This is a genomic window from Streptomyces mauvecolor (assembly GCF_039532965.1).
Taxonomy (GTDB): Bacteria; Actinomycetota; Actinomycetes; order Streptomycetales; family Streptomycetaceae; genus Streptomyces; species Streptomyces violascens.
Genome location: NZ_BAAASQ010000009.1, coordinates 26,681 through 45,514, shown reverse-complemented (window position 1 = coordinate 45,514; position 18,834 = coordinate 26,681). Strand labels below are relative to the sequence as shown.

The 18,834-nt window shown below is 71.0% G+C and carries 18 protein-coding genes; 15 read left to right on the top strand and 3 right to left on the bottom strand.

The genetic code is table 11. The features are described from left to right. The first annotated feature begins 17 nt into the window (after positions 1-17). The 14 genes from ABD346_RS12630 (at position 18) to ABD346_RS12565 (ending at position 13,463) form a co-directional block, all read left to right on the top strand. Entirely contained in the window at positions 18-1,652 is a 1,635-nt protein-coding gene (locus tag ABD346_RS12630) for an acyl-CoA dehydrogenase family protein (RefSeq protein ID WP_344374540.1), read from the top strand. 320 nt (positions 1,653-1,972) lie between these two features. Continuing rightward, positions 1,973-3,226, top strand: a complete 1,254-nt coding sequence (locus ABD346_RS12625) for a helix-turn-helix domain-containing protein (RefSeq protein WP_344375124.1) — start codon at positions 1,973-1,975, stop codon at positions 3,224-3,226. 43 nt (positions 3,227-3,269) lie between these two features. Further along, positions 3,270-3,833, top strand: a complete 564-nt coding sequence (locus ABD346_RS12620) for a GNAT family N-acetyltransferase (protein ID WP_344374539.1) — start codon at positions 3,270-3,272, stop codon at positions 3,831-3,833. Between the two features lie 118 nt (positions 3,834-3,951). Next, complete coding sequence (locus ABD346_RS12615; protein WP_310591794.1) at positions 3,952-4,035, top strand: putative leader peptide; 84 nt, start codon at positions 3,952-3,954, stop codon at positions 4,033-4,035. Positions 4,036-4,149: 114 nt separating this feature from the next. Further along, the gene (locus ABD346_RS12610; RefSeq protein WP_344374537.1) at positions 4,150-5,847 is read left to right on the top strand and encodes a nitrite/sulfite reductase; all 1,698 of its coding nucleotides are present in this window, start codon (positions 4,150-4,152) and stop codon (positions 5,845-5,847) included. A gap of 31 nt (positions 5,848-5,878) precedes the next feature. Beyond that, entirely contained in the window at positions 5,879-6,058 is a 180-nt protein-coding gene (locus ABD346_RS12605) for a hypothetical protein (RefSeq protein WP_344374536.1), read from the top strand. Further along, complete coding sequence (locus ABD346_RS12600; protein ID WP_344374535.1) at positions 6,055-6,768, top strand: phosphoadenylyl-sulfate reductase; 714 nt, start codon at positions 6,055-6,057, stop codon at positions 6,766-6,768. The genes ABD346_RS12605 and ABD346_RS12600 overlap by 4 nt, the downstream gene beginning before the upstream one ends. 32 nt (positions 6,769-6,800) lie before the next feature. Further along, entirely contained in the window at positions 6,801-7,346 is a 546-nt protein-coding gene (gene cysC / locus ABD346_RS12595; protein WP_344374533.1) for an adenylyl-sulfate kinase, read from the top strand. After that, positions 7,343-8,278: a sulfate adenylyltransferase subunit CysD gene (cysD, locus tag ABD346_RS12590; RefSeq protein ID WP_344374532.1), complete on the top strand. Its 936-nt coding sequence runs from the start codon at positions 7,343-7,345 to the stop codon at positions 8,276-8,278. Before cysC ends, cysD begins: the two co-directional genes overlap by 4 nt. Continuing rightward, entirely contained in the window at positions 8,279-9,628 is a 1,350-nt protein-coding gene (locus ABD346_RS12585) for a sulfate adenylyltransferase subunit 1 (RefSeq protein WP_344374531.1), read from the top strand. Between the two features lie 257 nt (positions 9,629-9,885). Next, on the top strand, positions 9,886-10,998 hold the full coding sequence (locus tag ABD346_RS12580) for an aliphatic sulfonate ABC transporter substrate-binding protein (protein ID WP_344374530.1): 1,113 nt from the start codon (positions 9,886-9,888) through the stop codon (positions 10,996-10,998). 45 nt (positions 10,999-11,043) lie between these two features. Next, positions 11,044-11,838, top strand: a complete 795-nt coding sequence (locus ABD346_RS12575) for an ABC transporter ATP-binding protein (RefSeq protein WP_053726031.1) — start codon at positions 11,044-11,046, stop codon at positions 11,836-11,838. Beyond that, positions 11,825-12,715: an ABC transporter permease gene (locus ABD346_RS12570; RefSeq protein ID WP_344374528.1), complete on the top strand. Its 891-nt coding sequence runs from the start codon at positions 11,825-11,827 to the stop codon at positions 12,713-12,715. The genes ABD346_RS12575 and ABD346_RS12570 overlap by 14 nt, the downstream gene beginning before the upstream one ends. Before the next feature lie 7 nt (positions 12,716-12,722). Beyond that, positions 12,723-13,463, top strand: coding sequence for a sirohydrochlorin chelatase (locus ABD346_RS12565; protein WP_344374527.1), 741 nt, complete (start codon positions 12,723-12,725; stop codon positions 13,461-13,463). Positions 13,464-13,712: 249 nt separating this feature from the next. On the opposite strand, the gene ABD346_RS12560 is transcribed toward ABD346_RS12565, so the two are convergent. The 3 genes from ABD346_RS12560 to ABD346_RS12550 form a co-directional block, all read right to left on the bottom strand. Then, positions 13,713-16,361: a fibronectin type III domain-containing protein gene (locus ABD346_RS12560; RefSeq protein ID WP_344374526.1), complete on the bottom strand. Its 2,649-nt coding sequence runs from the start codon at positions 16,359-16,361 to the stop codon at positions 13,713-13,715. A gap of 152 nt (positions 16,362-16,513) precedes the next feature. Further along, entirely contained in the window at positions 16,514-17,092 is a 579-nt protein-coding gene (locus tag ABD346_RS12555; RefSeq protein ID WP_344374525.1) for a TIGR03086 family metal-binding protein, read from the bottom strand. 67 nt (positions 17,093-17,159) lie between these two features. Further along, positions 17,160-17,792 carry a mycothiol-dependent nitroreductase Rv2466c family protein gene (locus ABD346_RS12550; protein WP_344374524.1) on the bottom strand — a complete coding sequence of 211 codons (633 nt, stop codon included), beginning with the start codon at positions 17,790-17,792 and terminating at the stop codon, positions 17,160-17,162. A gap of 158 nt (positions 17,793-17,950) precedes the next feature. On the opposite strand from ABD346_RS12550, the gene ABD346_RS12545 reads away from it, so the two are divergent. Further along, positions 17,951-18,802 carry an aldo/keto reductase gene (locus ABD346_RS12545; RefSeq protein WP_344374522.1) on the top strand — a complete coding sequence of 284 codons (852 nt, stop codon included), beginning with the start codon at positions 17,951-17,953 and terminating at the stop codon, positions 18,800-18,802. Positions 18,803-18,834 lie beyond the last annotated feature (32 nt).

Below are 18,834 nucleotides of genomic sequence, written 5' to 3'. Positions count from 1 at the left end.
GTCCTTACCGTAGCGGCATGGCAGCCACCACCCACACAGTGACCAACCAGGCTCCGCCCCTGGTGGGGTACGACGTCTTCACCGCCGACCGGGCCCTGGCCGAGGCGGTCGAGCGGCACACCGAGCCGGAGTTCGTCGACGAGGTACGCGAGGAGCTCGCGGGCCTCGGACGGACCGCGGGATCGGCCCAGGCCCAGGAGTGGGGTGTGCTGGCGAACGAGAACCCGCCGAAGCTGCGCACCCACGACCGGTACGGCAACCGCATCGACGAGGTCGAGTTCCATCCCAGCTGGCACCGGCTGCTCGGCAAGGCGGTGTCCGCCGGGCTCACCGACGCCTGGGGGCGGCCCGCCGGACATGTGCGTCGGGCGGCCGGATTCCTGGTGTGGACGCAGGCCGAGGGCGGGCACGGATGCCCGGTCTCCATGACGCACGCGGCGGTGCCCGCGCTGCGCACCGACCCGGCGCTCGCCGCCGAGTGGGAGCCGCGGCTCACCTCGCACGTGTACGAGGAGGGGCTGCGGCCGGCCGCCGAGAAGGGCGGGGTGCTCTTCGGGATGGGCATGACGGAGAAGCAGGGCGGCAGCGACGTACGGGCGAACACGACGTCCGCGGTGCCGCTCTCCGCCGACGGCGAGTACGTCCTGACCGGGCACAAGTGGTTCTGTTCGGCGCCGATGAGCGACGGCTTCCTGGTCCTGGCCCAGGCGCCGGGCGGGCTCACCTGTTTCCTGGTGCCGCGGGTTCTGGCGGACGGCACGCGCAATGTGTTCGCGATCCAGCGGCTCAAGGACAAGCTGGGCAACAAGTCGAACGCGTCGAGCGAGGTCGAGTTCGACGGGACGTGGGCGCGCCGGGTCGGTGAGGAGGGGCGCGGGGTGCGCACCATCATCGAGATGGTGGCGGCGACCCGGCTCGACTGTGTGATCGGCTCGGCGGCGATCATGCGGCAGGCCGTCGCGCAGGCGGTCCACCACGCCTCGTACCGAAGTGCGTTCGGTGGGTTGCTCGTCGAGAAGCCGCTGATGCGCAACGTGCTCGCCGATCTGGCCCTGGAGTCGGAGGCGGCCACCACGCTCGCACTGCGGCTGGCGGCCGCCTACGACGCCGACACCGAGGAGGAGCGGGCGTTTCTGCGCCTTGCGGTGCCTGCCGCGAAGTACTGGGTCACCAAGCGGTGTACGCCGGTGGCGGGCGAGGCGCTCGAATGCCTCGGCGGCAACGGGTACGTCGAGGAGTCCGGGATGCCGCGGCTGCTGCGGGAGGCTCCGCTGAACTCGATCTGGGAGGGCTCGGGCAACGTCCAGGCCCTGGACGTGCTGCGGGCGCTCCAGCGCGAGCCGCAGGCGATCAACGCCTTCCTCCAGGAGGTCGGCACGGCGCGCGGCGCGGACCACCGCCTGGACGCGGCGATCAAGGACCTGCTGACCGAACTGTCCGACCTGGACGGCATCGAGGCGCGGGCGCGGCGCCTGGTGGAGCGGATGGCGCTTGTGCTCCAGGGTTCACTGCTCGTGCGCTGGGCTCCGCCTCAGGTCGCGGACGCGTTCTGTGCCTCGCGGCTCGGCGGCGACTGGGGGGCGGCGTTCGGGACGCTGCCGCACTCGCTGGATCTGGCGTCCGTGGTGGAGCGGGCCCGCGCCGAGGTGTGAGAGAAGGGCCGCACCGCGGCCGGAAGGGTCCGTCGGGGGTGGTGCTGCGCCGACACGGCACCACCCCCGCGCTCTTCATGCGTCCACGGGGGGAGCATGACGACCGGACTACCGGTGCTCTCCCACCTTCGTACCCAGGCGGGGCCGTTCGCGAGAGTTGCAAAGGGTTGCAACCATGTGGGGCATATCGCCCCGCGCCAACTCCCGGACGGGCACGATGAATTCAGGACACGCGGGGCTCAGTACCTGACGGACGCCGGTGTCGACAGCAGGAGGATTCCGTGGAGACCAACACGCTCGACGTGGCCCGGCTGGCCGCGATGGACTCCCGGGAGGCGACCCGGCTCCTCAAGAGCATGCGCGCGGCCGCCCTCGAGGGCCGGCGCACCAAGGTCGTGCCGCGTACGGACATCGAGGAGTCCTGGCGGCGGGTGCTCGACAGCGGGCTCAGTCCGGACGGCGAGAACCATGCCGGGCTGCTTTCCCTGGCCGAGGTCGAACGGCGCAGACAGCACTCGCCGTTGACCGAGGTCCTTCCGGTGCTGCGGGACGCTCTGGTGTCGGTCGCGGACGCCGCGCAGCACATCATGGTGGTCTCGGACGCCGAGGGGCGGCTGCTGTGGCGCGAGGGGCACCCCTCGGTCCTGAAACTGGCCGACACCCTGGGATTCGAGGTGGGTGCCGACTGGAGCGAGGCGGTCGTCGGCACCAACGGGGTGGGCACTCCGCTCGTCACCGGCCGGCCGGTGCAGGTGTTCTCGGCCGAGCACTTCGTGGCCGCCCACCATGCCTGGACCTGCGCGGGCGCGCCCATCGTCGACCCGCGCGACGGGCGGCTGCTGGGGGTGGTGGACATCAGCGGGCCGCTCAGCAGCATGCACCCGGCCACGCTGTCCTTCGTGACGTCGGTGACCCGGCTCGCCGTGGCCGAGCTGCGCAACCGGCACTTCGCCGCCCTCGACCGGCTGCGCACGGTGGCCGCGCCCGTCCTGTGCCGGATCGGCGGGCGGGCGCTCGCCGTCGACGACAACGGCTGGGTGGCCGCGGTCACCGGTATGCCGCCCACCGACCGGCTCGCGCTGCCGAGGTCGCCGCGCTCGGGCCGGGTATGGCTGCCCTCGCTCGGCATGTGCACCGTCGAGCCGCTGCCGGGCGGCCGGCTCGTGCAGGTCGACGGGGAGGGCGGCGGCGCGGGCGCCTCGAAGGACCGGCGGGTCGTGCTCGACCTCAGCCGGGCCCGGCGCTGCTCGGTGACCGTCTCGGGCGACGCGGGCAGCTGGACGCAGGAGCTCAGCCCCCGCCACGCCGAGCTGCTGTTCGTCCTGGCCCAGAACCGGGAGGGCCGCAGCGCCGCCCAGCTCGCGCAGGACATCTTCGAGGACCCGACGCGCACGGTGACCGTACGGGCCGAGATGTCACGCCTTCGCCGCGGTCTCGCGGAGGTCCTCGCGCACCGCCCGTACCGCTTCAGCGAGGACGTACAGGTGGAGGTGATCCACCCGGAGCGCCCGGCGGACCTGCTCCCCCACTCCTCGTCCCCGGCGGTGAGACTGGCCCGGGGCCGCCGCCCCTGACCTGCGTTGGAAGCATCGCGCGCCGCGTGATTGCCTGGGCCGCATGAGTATCACCGTGACCACCTGGTCCCTCGAACAGACCTCCCTCGACGATCTGCGCCCGGCCGCCGAGCCGTCCGGCGACGTCACGATCGTGCGCGCCGAGGTCCCCTCGCCGGAGTTCAGCCGCTTCCTCTATACGGCGGTCGGCGGCGACATCATGTGGACCGACCGCCTGGGCATGTCGTACGCCGAGTGGGAGCGGGCCCTGGCGAAGCCGGGCACGGAGACCTGGGTCGCCTACGACCGGGGGACGCCCGCGGGCTACGTCGAGCTGGAGGCACAGCCCGGCGGCTCGGTCGAGATCGTCTACTTCGGCCTGATCCCCGCCTTCCGCGGCCGGCGGATCGGCGGCCACCTCCTGTCGTACGGGATCCGGCGGGCCTGGGACCTGGCCGAGCGCTGGCCGGAGCTTCCCGCCACCGAGCGGGTGTGGCTGCACACCTGCTCACTGGACGGGGAGCACGCCATGGACAACTATCTGCGGCGCGGCTTCAAGCTCTTCGAGACCAAGGAGGAGCAGGCCGAGGACGCGGCCGCGCCGGGTCCCTGGCCGGGGGCGTTCTGAGGCACGCGGGCACGGCCCGCGGGTGACCCGGAACACACCGTCCCACCATCCGGGACACTAATGTCCACATTATGGATAGTGGTGGACTGGGTCCAAAGTCCCGTGACACGCTTCCGTCATGTCTGGAACTGGAATTGCCTTGGTGAGTCGGCGGCACGTCGACCTCGGCCGCATGTCCAGCGCCATCTGTCCGGCACGCTGACGCCTCCAGCAACGCCGCGATCCCTTTCCCTCAGTACCTGACTGCGCACCGCCGCGCCGAAGCGCGAGTGTGCAGGTCAGAGCCGCCCACCCGCAGTCCCGAAGGACATACGCCATGGCCGCCAGCCCAGAAAACCCTGCCCCCACGACGCCCCGCCGCAAGCCGGGCCGCCACCGTGGTGAAGGCCAGTGGGCCGTCGGCCACTTCACGCCCCTCAACGGGAACGAGCAGTTCAAGAAGGACGACGACGGTCTCAATGTGCGGACACGCATTGAGACGATCTACTCCAAGCGCGGCTTCGACTCGATCGACCCCAACGACCTGCGCGGCCGGATGCGCTGGTGGGGGCTCTACACCCAGCGCCGGCAGGGCATCGACGGCGGCAAGACCGCGATCCTGGAGCCGGAGGAGCTGGACGACGAGTACTTCATGCTCCGCGTCCGCGTCGACGGCGGCCGGCTGACGACCGAGCAACTGCGGGTGATCGGCGAGATCTCGCAGGAGTTCGCGCGCGGCACCGCCGACCTCACCGACCGGCAGAACATCCAGTACCACTGGATCCGCATCGAGGACGTCCCGGAGATCTGGAACCGCCTCGAAGCGGTCGGCCTGTCCACCACCGAGGCCTGCGGCGACACCCCGCGTGTCATCCTCGGATCGCCCGTCGCCGGGATCGCCGCGGACGAGATCATCGACGGCACCCCGGCCATCGACGAGATCCAGCGCCGCTTCATCGGCAACCCGGCCTTCTCCAACCTGCCCCGCAAGTTCAAGTCGGCCGTCTCGGGATCGCCGCAGCTGGACGTCGCGCACGAGATCAACGACGTCGCGTTCGTCGGCGTCGAGCACCCCGAGCACGGGCCCGGCTTCGACCTGTGGGTCGGCGGCGGCCTGTCCACCAACCCCAAGCTCGGCGTGCGGCTCGGCGCCTGGGTGCCCCTGGACGAGGTGCCGGACGTCTTCGAGGGCGTCATCTCGATCTTCCGCGACTACGGCTACCGCCGCCTGCGCACCCGTGCCCGCCTGAAGTTCCTGGTCGCCGACTGGGGTCCGGAGAAGTTCCGCCAGGTCCTCCAGGACGAGTACCTCAAGCGCGAACTGCTCGACGGGCCCGCGCCCGAGCAGCCGGGGGACGTCTGGCGCGACCACCTCGGGGTGCACCGCCAGAACGACGGCCGCTTCTACGTCGGCTTCGCGCCCCGCGTCGGACGCGTCGACGGCGCCACCCTGAGCAAGATCGCCGAGCTCGCCGAGACGCACGGCTCGGGCCGCCTGCGTACCACCGCCGAGCAGAAGCTGATCGTGCTCGACGTCGCGCAGGACCGCGTCGACTCGCTCGTCTCCGGTCTGGAGGCGCTCGGCCTCAAGGTCAACGCCTCGCCGTTCCGGCGCGGCACCATGGCCTGCACCGGCATCGAGTTCTGCAAGCTGGCCATCGTCGAGACGAAGGCGCGCGGCGCCTCGCTCATCGACGAACTGGAGCGCCGCATCCCGGAGTTCGACGAGCCCATCACCATCAACATCAACGGCTGCCCCAACTCCTGCGCCCGCATCCAGGTCGCCGACATCGGCCTCAAGGGCCAGCTGGTCCTGGACAGCGAGGGCAATCAGGTCGAGGGCTTCCAGGTGCACCTGGGCGGCGCGCTCGGCCTGGAAGCCGGCTTCGGCCGCAAGGTCCGGGGCCTCAAGGTCACTTCGGCCGAGTTGCCCGACTACGTCGAGCGGGTCCTCACGCGCTTCCAGGCGGAGCGCACCGAGGGCGAGCGGTTCGCCGCCTGGACCGCCCGCGCGAGCGAGGAGGCCCTGTCGTGAGCCGCGGCGAACGACAGCGAAAGGAGCAGCCATGAGCGAGCGTGCGGCCCCCTTCCACTGCCCGTACTGCGGTGACGAGGACCTGCGTCCCAACGAGAGCGGACACGGCGCGTGGGAATGCGCGGCGTGCAACCGGGCCTTCCAGCTGAAGTTCCTCGGGCTGCTCGCCCGCGGAGTCCAGCGCAACGAGCGTGGAGGGGAAGCGATATGACGGCCACTCGGACCGATGAGCGCACCGCCGGGGAGCTCAAGGCACTCGCCGAGCAGGCGGGCCGGGACCTCGAAGAGGCCTCCCCCCTGGAGATCCTCCGGTGGGCGGCCGACACCTTCGGCAAGCGGTTCTGCGTCACCTCCTCCATGGAGGACGCGGTCGTGGCCCACCTCGCCTCGCGCGCGATGCCCGGCGTTGACGTGGTATTCCTCGACACCGGCTACCACTTCCCCGAGACCATCGGCACCCGCGACGCCGTCGCCGAGGTGATGGACGTCAACGTGATCACGCTGACGCCCCGTCAGACGGTGGCCGAGCAGGACGCCGAGTACGGCCCGAAGCTGCACGACCGCGACCCCGATCTGTGCTGCGCCCTGCGCAAGATCAAGCCCCTGGAGGAGGGCCTCGGTGCGTACTCCGCCTGGGCCACCGGGCTGCGCCGCGACGAGTCCCCGACCCGGGCGAACACCCCGGTCGTCGGCTGGGACGAGAAGCGGCAGAAGGTCAAGGTGTCGCCGATCGCCCGCTGGACGCAGGACGACGTGGACGCCTACATCGCGGAGCACGGTGTGATCACCAACCTCCTCCTCATGGACGGCTACCCGTCGATCGGCTGCGCGCCCTGCACCCGCCGGGTCGCCGAGGGCGAGGACGCGCGCGCCGGGCGCTGGGCCGGACGCAACAAGACCGAGTGCGGGCTGCACGGATGACGGACCGTCAGAAGAGTGATCAGGAGACTTCGATGAGCGTGACGGAGGCGGGAGCCACCATCTGGCTGACCGGTCTGCCGAGCGCCGGCAAGACCACCATCGCGTACGAGCTCGCGGGCCGGCTGCGCGAGGGCGGCCACCGCGTGGAGGTGCTCGACGGCGACGAGATCCGCGAGTTCCTCTCGGCGGGCCTCGGCTTCAGCCGCGAGGACCGGCACACCAATGTGCAGCGGATCGGCTTCGTCGCCGAACTGCTCGCCGCCAACGGCGTGAAGGCGCTCGTCCCGGTGATCGCCCCGTACGCGGACAGCCGCGAGGCGGTGCGCAAGCGCCACCAGAGCGAGGGCACCGCCTATCTGGAGGTGCACGTGGCAACCCCGGTGGAGGTCTGCTCCGTACGCGATGTCAAGGGTCTGTACGCCAAGCAGGCGGCGGGCGAGATCAGCGGTCTGACCGGCGTCGACGACCCGTACGAGGCGCCCGAGGCGCCGGATCTGCGGATCGAGTCGCACACCCAGACCGTGCAGGAGTCCGCGGCATCGCTTCTCGCGCTGCTCACCGAGAGGGGCCTGGCATGACGTCGGCAGTCACCGTGACCGAGGGCGTCGACAGCCCGTACGCGCTCAGCCACCTGGACGCTCTGGAGTCCGAGGCGGTGCACATCTTCCGCGAGGTGGCGGGTGAGTTCGAGCGGCCGGTGATCCTCTTCTCCGGCGGCAAGGACTCGATCGTCATGCTGCACCTGGCGCTGAAGGCGTTCGCCCCGGCGGCCGTTCCCTTCACGCTGCTGCACGTGGACACCGGGCACAACTTCCCCGAGGTCCTCGCCTACCGCGACCGGGTGGTGGCCGAGCACGGCCTGCGCCTGCACGTCGCCTCGGTGCAGGAGTACATCGACGCGGGCAAGCTGCGCGAGCGCCCCGACGGCACGCGCAACCCGCTGCAGACGGTGCCGCTGACCGAGGCCATCCAGCGGCACCGCTTCGACGCGGTGTTCGGCGGCGGCCGCCGGGACGAGGAGAAGGCCCGCGCCAAGGAGCGGGTGTTCTCGCTGCGCGACGAGTTCTCGCAGTGGGACCCGCGCCGCCAGCGCCCCGAGCTGTGGCAGCTCTACAACGGCCGGCACGCCCCCGGTGAGCACGTCCGCGTGTTCCCGCTGTCCAACTGGACCGAGCTGGACGTGTGGCAGTACATCGCCCGCGAGGACATCGACCTGCCCCAGATCTACTTCGCCCACGAGCGCGAGGTGTTCCAGCGGTCCGGGATGTGGCTGACCGCCGGCGAGTGGGGCGGCCCCAAGGCCGACGAGACGGTCGAGACCCGCCTGGTGCGCTACCGCACCGTGGGCGACATGTCCTGCACCGGTGCCGTCGACTCCGACGCGACGACGCTGGACGCCGTCATCACCGAGATCGCCGCATCGAGGCTCACCGAGCGGGGCGCCACCCGCGCCGACGACAAGATGTCCGAGGCCGCGATGGAAGACCGCAAGCGCGAGGGGTACTTCTAAATGTCCAACTCCGTTGACACCGCAGTGCAGTTGGCCGATCTGTCGGCCACCACCCTGTTGCGCTTCGCGACCGCCGGGTCCGTCGACGACGGCAAGTCCACCCTGGTGGGCCGGCTCCTGCACGACTCGAAGTCGGTCCTGACCGACCAGCTCGAAGCCGTCGAGGCGGCCTCGCTCAAGCGCGGCCAGGAGGCGCCCGACCTGGCGCTGCTCACCGACGGCCTGCGGGCCGAGCGCGAGCAGGGCATCACCATCGACGTGGCCTACCGCTACTTCGCGACCCCCCGGCGCCGGTTCATCCTGGCCGACACCCCCGGGCACGTGCAGTACACCCGCAACATGGTGACCGGAGCCTCCACCGCCGACCTCGCCGTGGTCCTGGTCGACGCCCGCAACGGCGTCATCGAGCAGACCCGCCGGCACGCGGCCGTCGCGGCCCTGCTCCGCGTCCCGCACGTGGTCCTCGCCGTCAACAAGATGGACCTGGTGGCGTACGAGGAGAAGGTCTTCGCGAAGATCGCCGAGGAATTCACCGCGTACGCCGGCGAGTTGGGCGTTCCGGAGATCACGGCGATCCCGATCTCGGCGCTCGCCGGGGACAACGTGGTGGAGCCCAGCGCCAACATGGACTGGTACGGCGGCCCCACCGTTCTGGAGCACCTGGAGACGGTCCCGGTCAGCCACGACCTGACCTCCTGCCACGCGCGCCTCCCCGTGCAGTACGTGATCCGGCCGCAGACCGCCGAGCTCCCGGACTACCGGGGCTACGCGGGCCAGATCGCCGCCGGTACGTTCCGGGTCGGCGAGCCGGTGACCGTGCTCCCCTCGGGGCGCACCAGCAGGATCGCGGGGATCGACCTGCTCGGCGAGTCCGTCGACATCGCGTGGACGCCGCAGTCCGTCACCCTCCTCCTGGAGGACGACATCGACATCTCGCGCGGCGACCTGATCGTGCCGAGCGGGGACGCGCCCGCCACCACCCAGGACGTCGAGGCGACCGTCTGCCACGTGGCCGACCAGCCCCTGACGGTGGGTCAGCGGGTGCTGCTCAAGCACACCACCCGCACGGTCAAGGCGATCGTCAAGGAGATCCCGTCCCGGCTCACCCTGGACGACCTCTCCCAGCATCCGGCCCCGGGCCGGCTCGTCGCCAACGACATCGGCCGGGTCTTGGTGCGCACCGCCGAGCCGCTCGCGCTCGACTCGTACGCCGACTCGCGGCGCACCGGCTCGTTCCTGCTGATCGACCCGGCGGACGGCACCACGCTCGCGGCCGGGATGGCGGGCGAGTCGTTCGCCACCCACAAGGCTCCCGCCTCCGTCGAGGACGAAGCGGGCTGGGACTTCTGATGCTGCAACTTCTCCTGCACCGTCACGACGTCTACTCGACCTTCGCGAAGGAGGGCGGCCGCGTGGGCAGCGGCGCCCTCGGCAGCGGCCAGGGCGGGGTTGCCCGATGTGCGCGATGACGTACGCGCACCGCTCGCGCGCCCGGATGCACCACCAGCACCGCCCGCACCGCCGAAGACCTGCCGACTTCCCGGCCGCGTCCCGGAGTTGAGACTCCGCCGGACGTAAGCACCGGGCCTCCGAGAGGACACCCTCCCGTGCCTGCCAGCTCCGCTTTGAGGCGCAGCCTCGTCGCCGCCGCCACCCTGCCCCTGCTGTTCGGAGCGCTCGCCGCCTGCGGCTACGGCTCCGCCTCCGACAAGAACGACGCCGGGAAGGCCGCACCCGCCGCGGACGGCAAGAAGCTCTCCGCCGACTCCGTGAAGATCGGCTACTTCCCGAACCTGACCCACGCCACGGCGCTGGTCGGCGTGCAGGAGGGGCTGTTCCAGAAGGAGCTGGGCGGCACCACGGTCAAGACGTCCACCTTCAACGCGGGGCCCTCCGAGATCGAGGCCCTCAACGCGGGCTCGATCGACATCGGCTGGATCGGCCCCTCGCCGGCCATCAACGGCTACACCAAGTCGAAGGGGCAGAGCCTGCGCATCATCGGCGGCTCGGCCTCCGGCGGTGTGAAGCTGGTGGTCAACCCCAGCAAGATCAAGTCGGTGGACGAGCTCAAGGGCAAGAACATCGCGACCCCGCAGCTCGGCAACACCCAGGACGTGGCGTTCCTGAACTGGCTGGCCGACAAGGGCTGGAAGGTCGACGCGCAGAGCGGCAAGGGCGACGTCAACGTGGTCCGCACCGACAACAAGATCACCCCGGATGCCTACAAGTCCGGTTCGATCGACGGCGCCTGGGTGCCCGAGCCGACCGCTTCCAAGCTGGTCCAGGAGGGCGGCAAGGTCCTCGTCGACGAGTCCGACCTGTGGCCGGACCACCAGTTCGTGATCACCAACATCATCGTGTCGCAGAAGTTCCTCAAGGAGCACCCCGACGTCGTCGAGGCGGTCCTGCGCGGCTCGGTGAAGACCAACGAGTGGATCGCCACCCACCCCGACGACGCGAAGGCCTCGGCGAACGCCGCGCTCAAGAAGCTCTCCGGCAAGGCGCTTCCGGCGGACATCATCGACCCGGCGTGGAAGTCCATCCAGCCCCTGGACGACCCGCTGGCGGCCAGCCTCCAGGCGCAGGCCGACCACGCGGTGAAGGCCGGCCTCCTCAAGAAGCCCGACCTCAAGGGCATCTACGACCTGGACCCGCTCAACAAGGTCCTCAAGTCCCTGGGCAGGCCTGAGGTCGGCGACGCCGGCCTCGGCGTCAACTAGTCCCACCACCCAGCCGGTTCACAGGTTTCCCAGGAGGTGACGACCATGGCCACCGCACTCGCCAAGGCCACGGACCGCACGGCGGCAGCGCACGAGTACGCCGCCCGGATCGGGCATGTCTCGAAGTCCTTCAACGGTCCCGCGGGACCGCAGCTCGTCCTCGACGACATCTCGCTCGACGTCGCGCCGGGCGAGTTCGTCACCCTCCTGGGCGCCTCCGGCTGCGGAAAGTCGACGCTCCTCAACCTGGTGGCGGGCCTGGACGCGCCGACCGCGGGCACCATCGAGACTCCCGGCGGGCGGCCCGCCCTGATGTTCCAGGAGCACGCCCTGTTCCCGTGGCTGACCGCGGGCAAGAACATCGAGCTGGCCCTCAGGCTGCGCGGGGTGCCCAAGAACGACCGACGCGAGCGGGCCGAGGAACTCCTCGCCCTGGTCCGCCTCCAGGGCGCGTACGGCAAGCGCGTGCACGAGCTGTCCGGCGGCATGCGCCAGCGGGTCGCGATGGCCCGCGCGATCGCCCAGGACTCCCAGCTGCTCCTGATGGACGAGCCGTTCGCGGCCCTCGACGCGATCACCCGCGACGTGCTGCACGACGAGCTGACCCGCATCTGGCGCGAGACAAATCTGTCGGTCCTCTTCGTGACGCACAACGTGCGCGAGGCGGTGCGGCTCGCGCAGCGCGTGGTGCTGCTCTCCTCGCGGCCCGGCCGGGTGGCCCACGAGTGGACGGTGGACATCGACCAGCCGCGCCGCATCGAGGACGCCGAAGTGGCGGAGCTCTCCGTCGAGATCACTGAACAACTGCGTGGGGAGATCCGCCGCCATGGCCAGCACTGAGACCACTGACGTCAAGGACTCCCCCGACCTCGGCAGCCTCGAAGCCGGGCTCGACGCGCTCGAAACCGTCCAGACCCACCGCACACCGGTGCGCGAGGTGCTGGTCAAGAAGGTGCTGCCCCCGCTGACCGCGGTCGCGCTCGTCCTGGTGGTGTGGCAGGTCCTGGTCACGGCGAAGGTCACCGACGAGTACAAGCTGCCCGCGCCGTCCGCCGTGCTGTCGAGCCTGAAGGACATGTGGCTCCAGGGCACGCTGCTCGACGTCGTGTGGACCAGCGTCTCGCGCGGCCTGCTCGGCTTCCTGCTCGCCCTGGCCATCGGCACACCGCTCGGTCTGCTGGTCGCCCGGGTCAAGTTCGTGCGGGCGGCGATCGGCCCGATCCTGTCCGGGCTCCAGTCGCTGCCGTCGGTGGCCTGGGTCCCGCCGGCCGTGCTCTGGCTCGGCCTGAACGACTCGATGATGTACGCCGTGATCCTGCTCGGCGCGGTCCCCTCGATCGCCAACGGTCTGGTCTCCGGCGTCGACCAGGTGCCGCCGCTGTATCTGCGCGCGGGCCGCACCCTTGGCGCGACCGGGGTGCGCGGAGCCTGGCACATCCTGATGCCGGCCGCACTGCCCGGCTACCTCGCGGGGCTCAAGCAGGGCTGGGCCTTCTCCTGGCGTTCGCTGATGGCCGCCGAGATCATCGCCTCCTCGCCCGATCTGGGCCTCGGGCTCGGCCAGTTGCTGGAGAACGGCCGCAACAACTCCGACATGCCCGGCATCTTCCTGGCGATCATCCTGATCCTGCTCGTCGGCATCGCCATCGACCTGCTGATCTTCAGCCCGCTGGAGCGCAGGGTGCTGCGCGGCCGCGGTCTGCTCGTGAAGGGCTGAGCCGCCCGTGCACCGCCCGGTCCTCCTCGTCATAGCCCACGGCAGCCGCGATCCCCGGCACGCCGCGACGGTGCACGCCCTGGTGCGGCGGGTGCGCCTGCTGCGGCCGGGGGTGCGCGTGGAGACGGGCTTCCTGGACTTCAACGCCCCGTCGGTCCCGCAGGTCCTGGACCGGCTCGCGCTGGAGGGCATACAGGACGTGGTGGCCCTCCCCCTCCTCCTGACCCGGGCCTTCCACGCCAAGGCGGACATCCCGGCGGTCCTCGACCGGGCCCCGGCCCGCCTGAACATCCGCCTCGCCGACGTCCTCGGCCCCTCCCCCCTGCTGCTCGCCACCCTGGAGCGACGGCTGCACGAAGCGGGCCTCGACCCCGCCGACAAAAGCTCGACCGGGCTCGTCCTGGCCTCGGCGGGCTCCACCGACCCGGAGGCGATCGCAGTGATCGCTGAAATTGCGCGGGAGCTGCGGCACACCGGTTGGTGCGCCGTGCGGCCTGCGTTCGCCTCCGCGGCCCTGCCCCGTACGGAAGACGCCGTACGGGAACTGCGGGCCCAGGGCGTGCGGCGCGTCGCCGTCGCCCCGTACGTCATCGCACCCGGCTTCCTGCCGGACCGGATCGCCCGGGGCGCGGCGGAGGCGGACATCCTGGCCGAAGTGCTGGGCGCGGCACCGGAGTTGGCCCGGCTGCTACTCCTCCGCTATGACGAGGCGAAGGTGCGCCTTCACACCCCCGCACTGACGGCCTGAACTGCGCGCGGGTGGCTGCTTGCCCTCGCTCTCTCGAGTGCCGAGTGGCTCGCAACAGCAACTGGTCGGACGGGCACCGTCACTGTCCCGGCCCGGGCAACGTGTGCGACCAGCAGGGCTGGGTGCCCGTCGAAGTGCTGAAATGCGCCTGCCCCTGCCACCCCAAGAGTTCCCGAGCCAGCCCGCCCCTCAAGGTGCCGCCATGACCGATACACGGCCGGTCGCTCCTGCGCCCCGCTTGCTTCCGCCTCACGAATGGGTCAGAGATCCAGTCGCGGCCCCCGGCCCCACCCCCGCCGCCGTGACGGCCGCGACCGTGAAGGTGTAGGCCCTACCGGAGGTCAGCCCGCCCACCACCCGGAACATCCCCTTCGCCGTCGGCTGGGTGACCAGCACGTCCCGGCCGGACACGTCGACAACCCGTCCGTCCGACACGGTGATCCGGTAGCCGATGACCTTGGCGTCACCCGTCGCCGCGGGCGGCGTCCACGCCACTGTCACCGCCCCGGCGCCTGCCCGCGCCTTGACCCCGGTCGGCGCGCCCGGCAACACGACGGCCGCGCTCGGCGCGAGCGGTGCCGAGGCGAGCGACGGGGCGCTCTCCCCGTGGGCGTTGCGTGCGGTGACGACGACCCTGAACGGGGCTTCGGCAGGGCGGAGTTGGCCGATCCGCACATACGCCTGCCGCTTGAAGTCGGCCGCCGTGATGTCCGCCCGCGCGGCCTCCGTGCCGTCGGGGCGCAGGGCGTGCGCGGTGTACCCGGTCAGCGGTGAACCGCCGTCCACATAGGTCGGGTTGAAGGTCACGTACAACGCGTCCGCACCCGCCGTGCTCGTGCCCACGCGCGCGGGTGCCTCGGGCACGGTGACCGCCTGGGTCGTACGGTCGAGGACCGAGCGGTACGCGAGCTCGATCCCGGCGCCCGCGAGGATGTCCGGCGGCACGTCGGCGAGGGCGGCCATGATGTGGTTGCCCGTCGTCACCAGGCCCTTGCTGTTGCCGTCGGCGGTGCCCTCCTCCCACCAGTTGTCCTTGACCAGCGTCGGGTCGTTGTTGCCGAGCTTGTCGCGGTAGTCGGTGTGGCGGCTGGCGACATTTGCGTACGCGGCTCCGTACAGGACGTTGCCCTGGACGGTCTCGTACGTGCAGCCGTTGTCCGTGTAGACGCTCTTGCCCAGACCCCACTGGTCGTGGATGACGTTGCCGGTGACCTTCTCGCCGTCGGCCATCGACGTGCCGGTCAGGCCCTGGGTGTACACGCCCCCGCCGTCGTCGAGGAGTTGCATGTAGTCGAACACCAGGTTGTCGCGCACCGCGTTGTCGTGGCTCGGGTTGGGCGTCGCGGGCGAGCCGATCTTGTCGGGCCAGCCGCCCCAGCCCATCGAGATCGCGCTGTAGCCCAGGTGGTCGAGCTGGTTGTGCGCGATGGTGTTGTGCTGGGTGTAGCCGTTGAGGATGCCGACGCCGCCGTGGAACTCCCTGGGCAGGGAGTAGAAATGACTGTTCGTCACCTGGATGTCGGACGCGGGGGCCTTCCCGTCCACGCCGCCGATCTCCATCCCGTTGCCGGAGATGTCGGTGAACACGCTTGACCTGACCGTGGAGTTGGTCGTGCCCGTGCCTAGTTCGAGACCTGCCGCGCCCAGATGCGCGAAGGTACTGTCGCTGATGTCTATGCCGCGCGCGTACGAGAAGGACACGTTGCCCGGCATCTTCGTCCAGGAGGCGAAGGGGCAGGTGCCGCCCGGGGTGAAGCCGCACAGGCCCTGGGTCGCCCAGCCCCTGGCGCCGGTGATGGTATAGCCGGCCTGGATCTCGGAGAAGCCCTCGGGGCCGGAGGGCGTCAGCCAGGTCGCGTAGCTGAACTGGAGCCCCTGGAAGGCGACGTCGTGCATCGGGGCCTTCGCGGTGCCGTGGCCGTCGAGGAGTCTCTCGGCGGAGGCCGCCTCGATGTCGGCGCTCCTCGGGTCCTCGCCCTGGCGGGGCAGGTAGTAGACGGTGTGCGCGGTGCGGTCGAGGTACCACTCGCCGGGCTGGTCGAGGAGTTCGTAGGCGTTCTCGACGTAGGACGCCTTGCCGTTGTTGGTGAGCTTGCCGGGGCCGACCATGCTCACCGTGCGGCCGGGCCGGTCCGGGAACTCGACGCGCTTGTTGGAGTTGTCCCAGCACGGCTGGGCCATGGTGATCGCGGTGCCCTGGGCGCCGGCGATCCTGCAGCGGGGTTCGGTCCACTGGCCGAGCCCGTTGCGCTCGACGTTCCAGAGGGCCTCACCGCTGGTGTACACGAACTCGGCGTCCGAGGGGTGGCGCCAGTGCGCGATGGCGTCGGAGGTCGCGGTGTAACCCGTGGACGTGACGGTGAGGCCGACCGGCACCTCACCCCTGGCCCGTTGGCCGCGCACGCCGTCGACGTACAACTGCCGGGTGTCGCTCAGGCCTTGGGGCGCTGGAGCGGACCAGAGCCCGGGGCGTCCGGACACCGGCTGCCAGCCTTCGACCTTGCGGCCGCCGCTGATGACGGTGGCTCCGGCGCCCGCACCCTGCCAGATGATGCGGTGGCCGTTCCGGCCGGAGTCGCGGGCGTCGAGTTCGAGCGGCTCGTCCGTGCGGTACGTACCGGCCGCGAGGTGGACCGTGAGATCGGCGGTCTGGTGCGCCGCCCGGCCGCGCGCGAGATCGCGGGCGCGCGGCAGGCCGCGCACGGGGTGCCGGGCGGTGCCGTCGGCGGAATCGCTCCCGGTGGGGGACACGTACACATCGGAGGAGGAGGTGTGCGGCGAGCGTGCCGTGGCCGAGGGTGCGAGGCCCGGGACGCCCAGAGCGAGCGCGGCCGCCAGCGCGAGGACCGAGGCTGCTCTTCGGGGCGCCGTCCGCGGCGCGCTCCGGGATGCGGGCATGTTCCCTCCCAGTGGGAGCTCACGGGACCGGCCCCCTGAGCCACTGGAAAGGTAGGAGCATTGACGTACCACGGTCAACACATCGGTCCGGTTCTCGTCCGGATTCTTGTCAACCCTCCTTAGTCATCGGATCACTTGAGGACGGCTTGGGGTCAGGCGCCCCAGTGCGGGTCGCGGCCGGAGGCAGCCAGGGCGCGCTCGAAAGTGGCGGCCGTGGGCGGCAGGTCGACCGGGTCGGCGAAGCCCTGGTACTGGCGGTAGAGCTCCGCGTTGTCCTCGACGACCTTCAGGACGAACGCGGCGGACTCCTCCGAGATCCGCACCTCCTGCCCGGTGGCGCGCGCGACGTCCCAGCCGTGCACCACCATCTCCTTGACGACCATCGAAGCGATGTGCGCGGCACCCAGCGCGGTCCCGCCCAGATCGACCTCCCCCTCCCACACGGCCGGGTCGGCCCACGCGGCCACGGCCCGGTCGAGCTGGGCGGCGTACCGCTCGGCCCAGTCGGCGTCGGCGGTGAAGTCGCGCGCGGTGAGCTCGTCGGGGAGCGGCGTGCGCAGGGCTCGGTGCTCCAGGCCGTGCGCGGTGTACAGGACCCAGTGGTTGACCAGCGCCCGCACGTCCCACTCCCCGCAGGGAGTGGGCCCGGCGAGCTGCCCGGGGGTGACGCCGCGCGCGATGCGGGCGGCCTCTGCTGCGCATTCGGTCATGGCACGGTGTTCGTTCTTCATGTGACCAGCGTGCCGTCGCGCCTCTCCCCCGGTATTGAAAAAACGCGACAGCGCTAGCGCGTTGGCCTCAGTCGAAGCGGAGGGAGCCCGTCCGGGTCCGCTTGAGCTCGAAGAAGTCGGGGTACGCGGCGATCGTGCGCACACTGTCGAAGAGCCGGGCCGCCTCCTCGTCGCGCGGGATCGAGCTGAGCACCGGGCCGAAGTAGACCTTGCCGTCGACGTGCATGGTCGGGGTACCGACGTAGCCGTCCTCGGCCGGGTCCTTGCCCGCGTCGTGGCTGCGGCGCACGGCCTCGTCGTACGCCGGGTCGTGGGCGGCTTTGGCGAGGGCCGCGGGCAGACCGAGCTCCGCGAGGGACTGGGCGATCACCTCGTCGAAGTCCTGGTTCTTGTCCTGGTGGATGCGGGTGCCGAAGGCGGTGTACAGATCGCGCAGCACGCCGTCCCCGTGCGCCTCGGCCGCCGCGACGGCGACCCGGACGGGGCCGATCGAACGGTCGACCAGGTCCCGGTACCAGTCGGGCAGTTCATTGCCGATGTTGTGGAGGTAGAGGCTCATCGGCCGGAATCTCAGCTCGATGTCGCGGTGCCGTTCGACCTCCAGCATCCAGCGGGAGGTGATCCAGGCGAAGGGGCAGGCAGGGTCGAAGTAGAAGTCGACGGTGATGCGCTGCGCGAGGTTTGTCGTGGTGTCCGTCATGGGTCGAGCGTAACTCGGTAATGGCCCTCACCCCTGGTCCAATGTTGTCTTTGATCACTGGGCCATTTCGGCCTCGTGCGGCTCGGCCCGTTCCATCATGGTTGCGCCACTCGGCCCGTCCGCCGAAGCGTGGAGGGTGGTCGGATACGGTCGCCTGCATGATCTCTGAGACCTTCGCACTCGGCGGTGAGCGGTCCCTGCGGCGGCTCGGCCTCGGTACCGCGCAGCTCACCGGGCCCGGCTACTGGGGCCCGCGCGGTGAGCGGGCGGACGCGCTCGCCGTGCTGCGCCGCGCGGTCGAGCGGGGTGTCACGCTGATCGACACCGCCGACAACTACGGCCCGGACCTCGCCGAGGAACTCGTCGCGGAGGCCCTCCACCCCTACCCGGCCGATGTGGTGGTCGCGACCAAGGGCGGTGTCGTACGGACCAGTGACAGCGCCTGGCACATCGCGGGGCGGCCCGAGCAACTGCGGGCGATGTGCGAGGCGAGCCTGCGAAGGCTGCGGACGGAGACCGTCGACCTGTACCAGCTGCACCGGCTCGACCCCGAGGTGCCTCTGGCCGAACAACTGGGCGCGCTCGACGAGTTGCGGCGCGAGGGCAAGATCCGGCACATCGGTCTGGACACCGTCTCGGCCGAACAGGTGGAAGCGGCGCTCCGGTTGACCGACATCGCCTCGGTGCAGAACCGCTTCAACCTTCTGGACCGGGAGTCGGAGGCGGTGCTCGGGCTGTGCGAGGCGCACGGCCTGGCGTTTCTGCCCTGGTTCCCGCTGGCCAACGGCGCCCTGACCGGCCGGGCGGCGGCCGACCTCGACGAGATCGCCCGGCAGCACGGCGCGACCAGGGGCCAGATCGCCCTGGCCTGGCTGCTGCACCGCTCGCCTGTCCTGTGCCCGACGCCCGGCACCGGCTCACTGGCCCATCTCGACGAGAACCTGAATGCGGCTCAAGTCCGCTTGTCCGAGGCCGAGTTGACCATACTGGACGCGCTTCGGGCGTCCTGAGCCGAGCCCGGTGGAGGCGACGGCGCCGTGAA

Bases quoted from the DNA above. Each gene is read 5' to 3' on its own strand.
- ABD346_RS12620 (WP_344374539.1), top strand. From the start codon at position 3,270: ATGAGTATCACCGTGACCACCTGGTCCCTCGAACAGACCTCCCTCGAC.
- ABD346_RS12555 (WP_344374525.1), bottom strand. From the start codon at position 17,092: ATGAAGAACGAACACCGTGCCATGACCGAATGCGCAGCAGAGGCCGCC.
- ABD346_RS12630 (WP_344374540.1), top strand. From the start codon at position 18: ATGGCAGCCACCACCCACACAGTGACCAACCAGGCTCCGCCCCTGGTG.
- ABD346_RS12575 (WP_053726031.1), top strand. From the start codon at position 11,044: ATGGCCACCGCACTCGCCAAGGCCACGGACCGCACGGCGGCAGCGCAC.
- cysC (WP_344374533.1), top strand. From the start codon at position 6,801: ATGAGCGTGACGGAGGCGGGAGCCACCATCTGGCTGACCGGTCTGCCG.
- ABD346_RS12570 (WP_344374528.1), top strand. From the start codon at position 11,825: ATGGCCAGCACTGAGACCACTGACGTCAAGGACTCCCCCGACCTCGGC.
- ABD346_RS12545 (WP_344374522.1), top strand. From the start codon at position 17,951: ATGATCTCTGAGACCTTCGCACTCGGCGGTGAGCGGTCCCTGCGGCGG.
- cysD (WP_344374532.1), top strand. From the start codon at position 7,343: ATGACGTCGGCAGTCACCGTGACCGAGGGCGTCGACAGCCCGTACGCG.
- ABD346_RS12610 (WP_344374537.1), top strand. From the start codon at position 4,150: ATGGCCGCCAGCCCAGAAAACCCTGCCCCCACGACGCCCCGCCGCAAG.
- ABD346_RS12605 (WP_344374536.1), top strand. From the start codon at position 5,879: ATGAGCGAGCGTGCGGCCCCCTTCCACTGCCCGTACTGCGGTGACGAG.
- ABD346_RS12550 (WP_344374524.1), bottom strand. From the start codon at position 17,792: ATGACGGACACCACGACAAACCTCGCGCAGCGCATCACCGTCGACTTC.
- ABD346_RS12625 (WP_344375124.1), top strand. From the start codon at position 1,973: ATGGACTCCCGGGAGGCGACCCGGCTCCTCAAGAGCATGCGCGCGGCC.
- ABD346_RS12600 (WP_344374535.1), top strand. From the start codon at position 6,055: ATGACGGCCACTCGGACCGATGAGCGCACCGCCGGGGAGCTCAAGGCA.
- ABD346_RS12560 (WP_344374526.1), bottom strand. From the start codon at position 16,361: ATGCCCGCATCCCGGAGCGCGCCGCGGACGGCGCCCCGAAGAGCAGCC.
- ABD346_RS12585 (WP_344374531.1), top strand. From the start codon at position 8,279: ATGTCCAACTCCGTTGACACCGCAGTGCAGTTGGCCGATCTGTCGGCC.
- ABD346_RS12615 (WP_310591794.1), top strand. From the start codon at position 3,952: ATGTCTGGAACTGGAATTGCCTTGGTGAGTCGGCGGCACGTCGACCTC.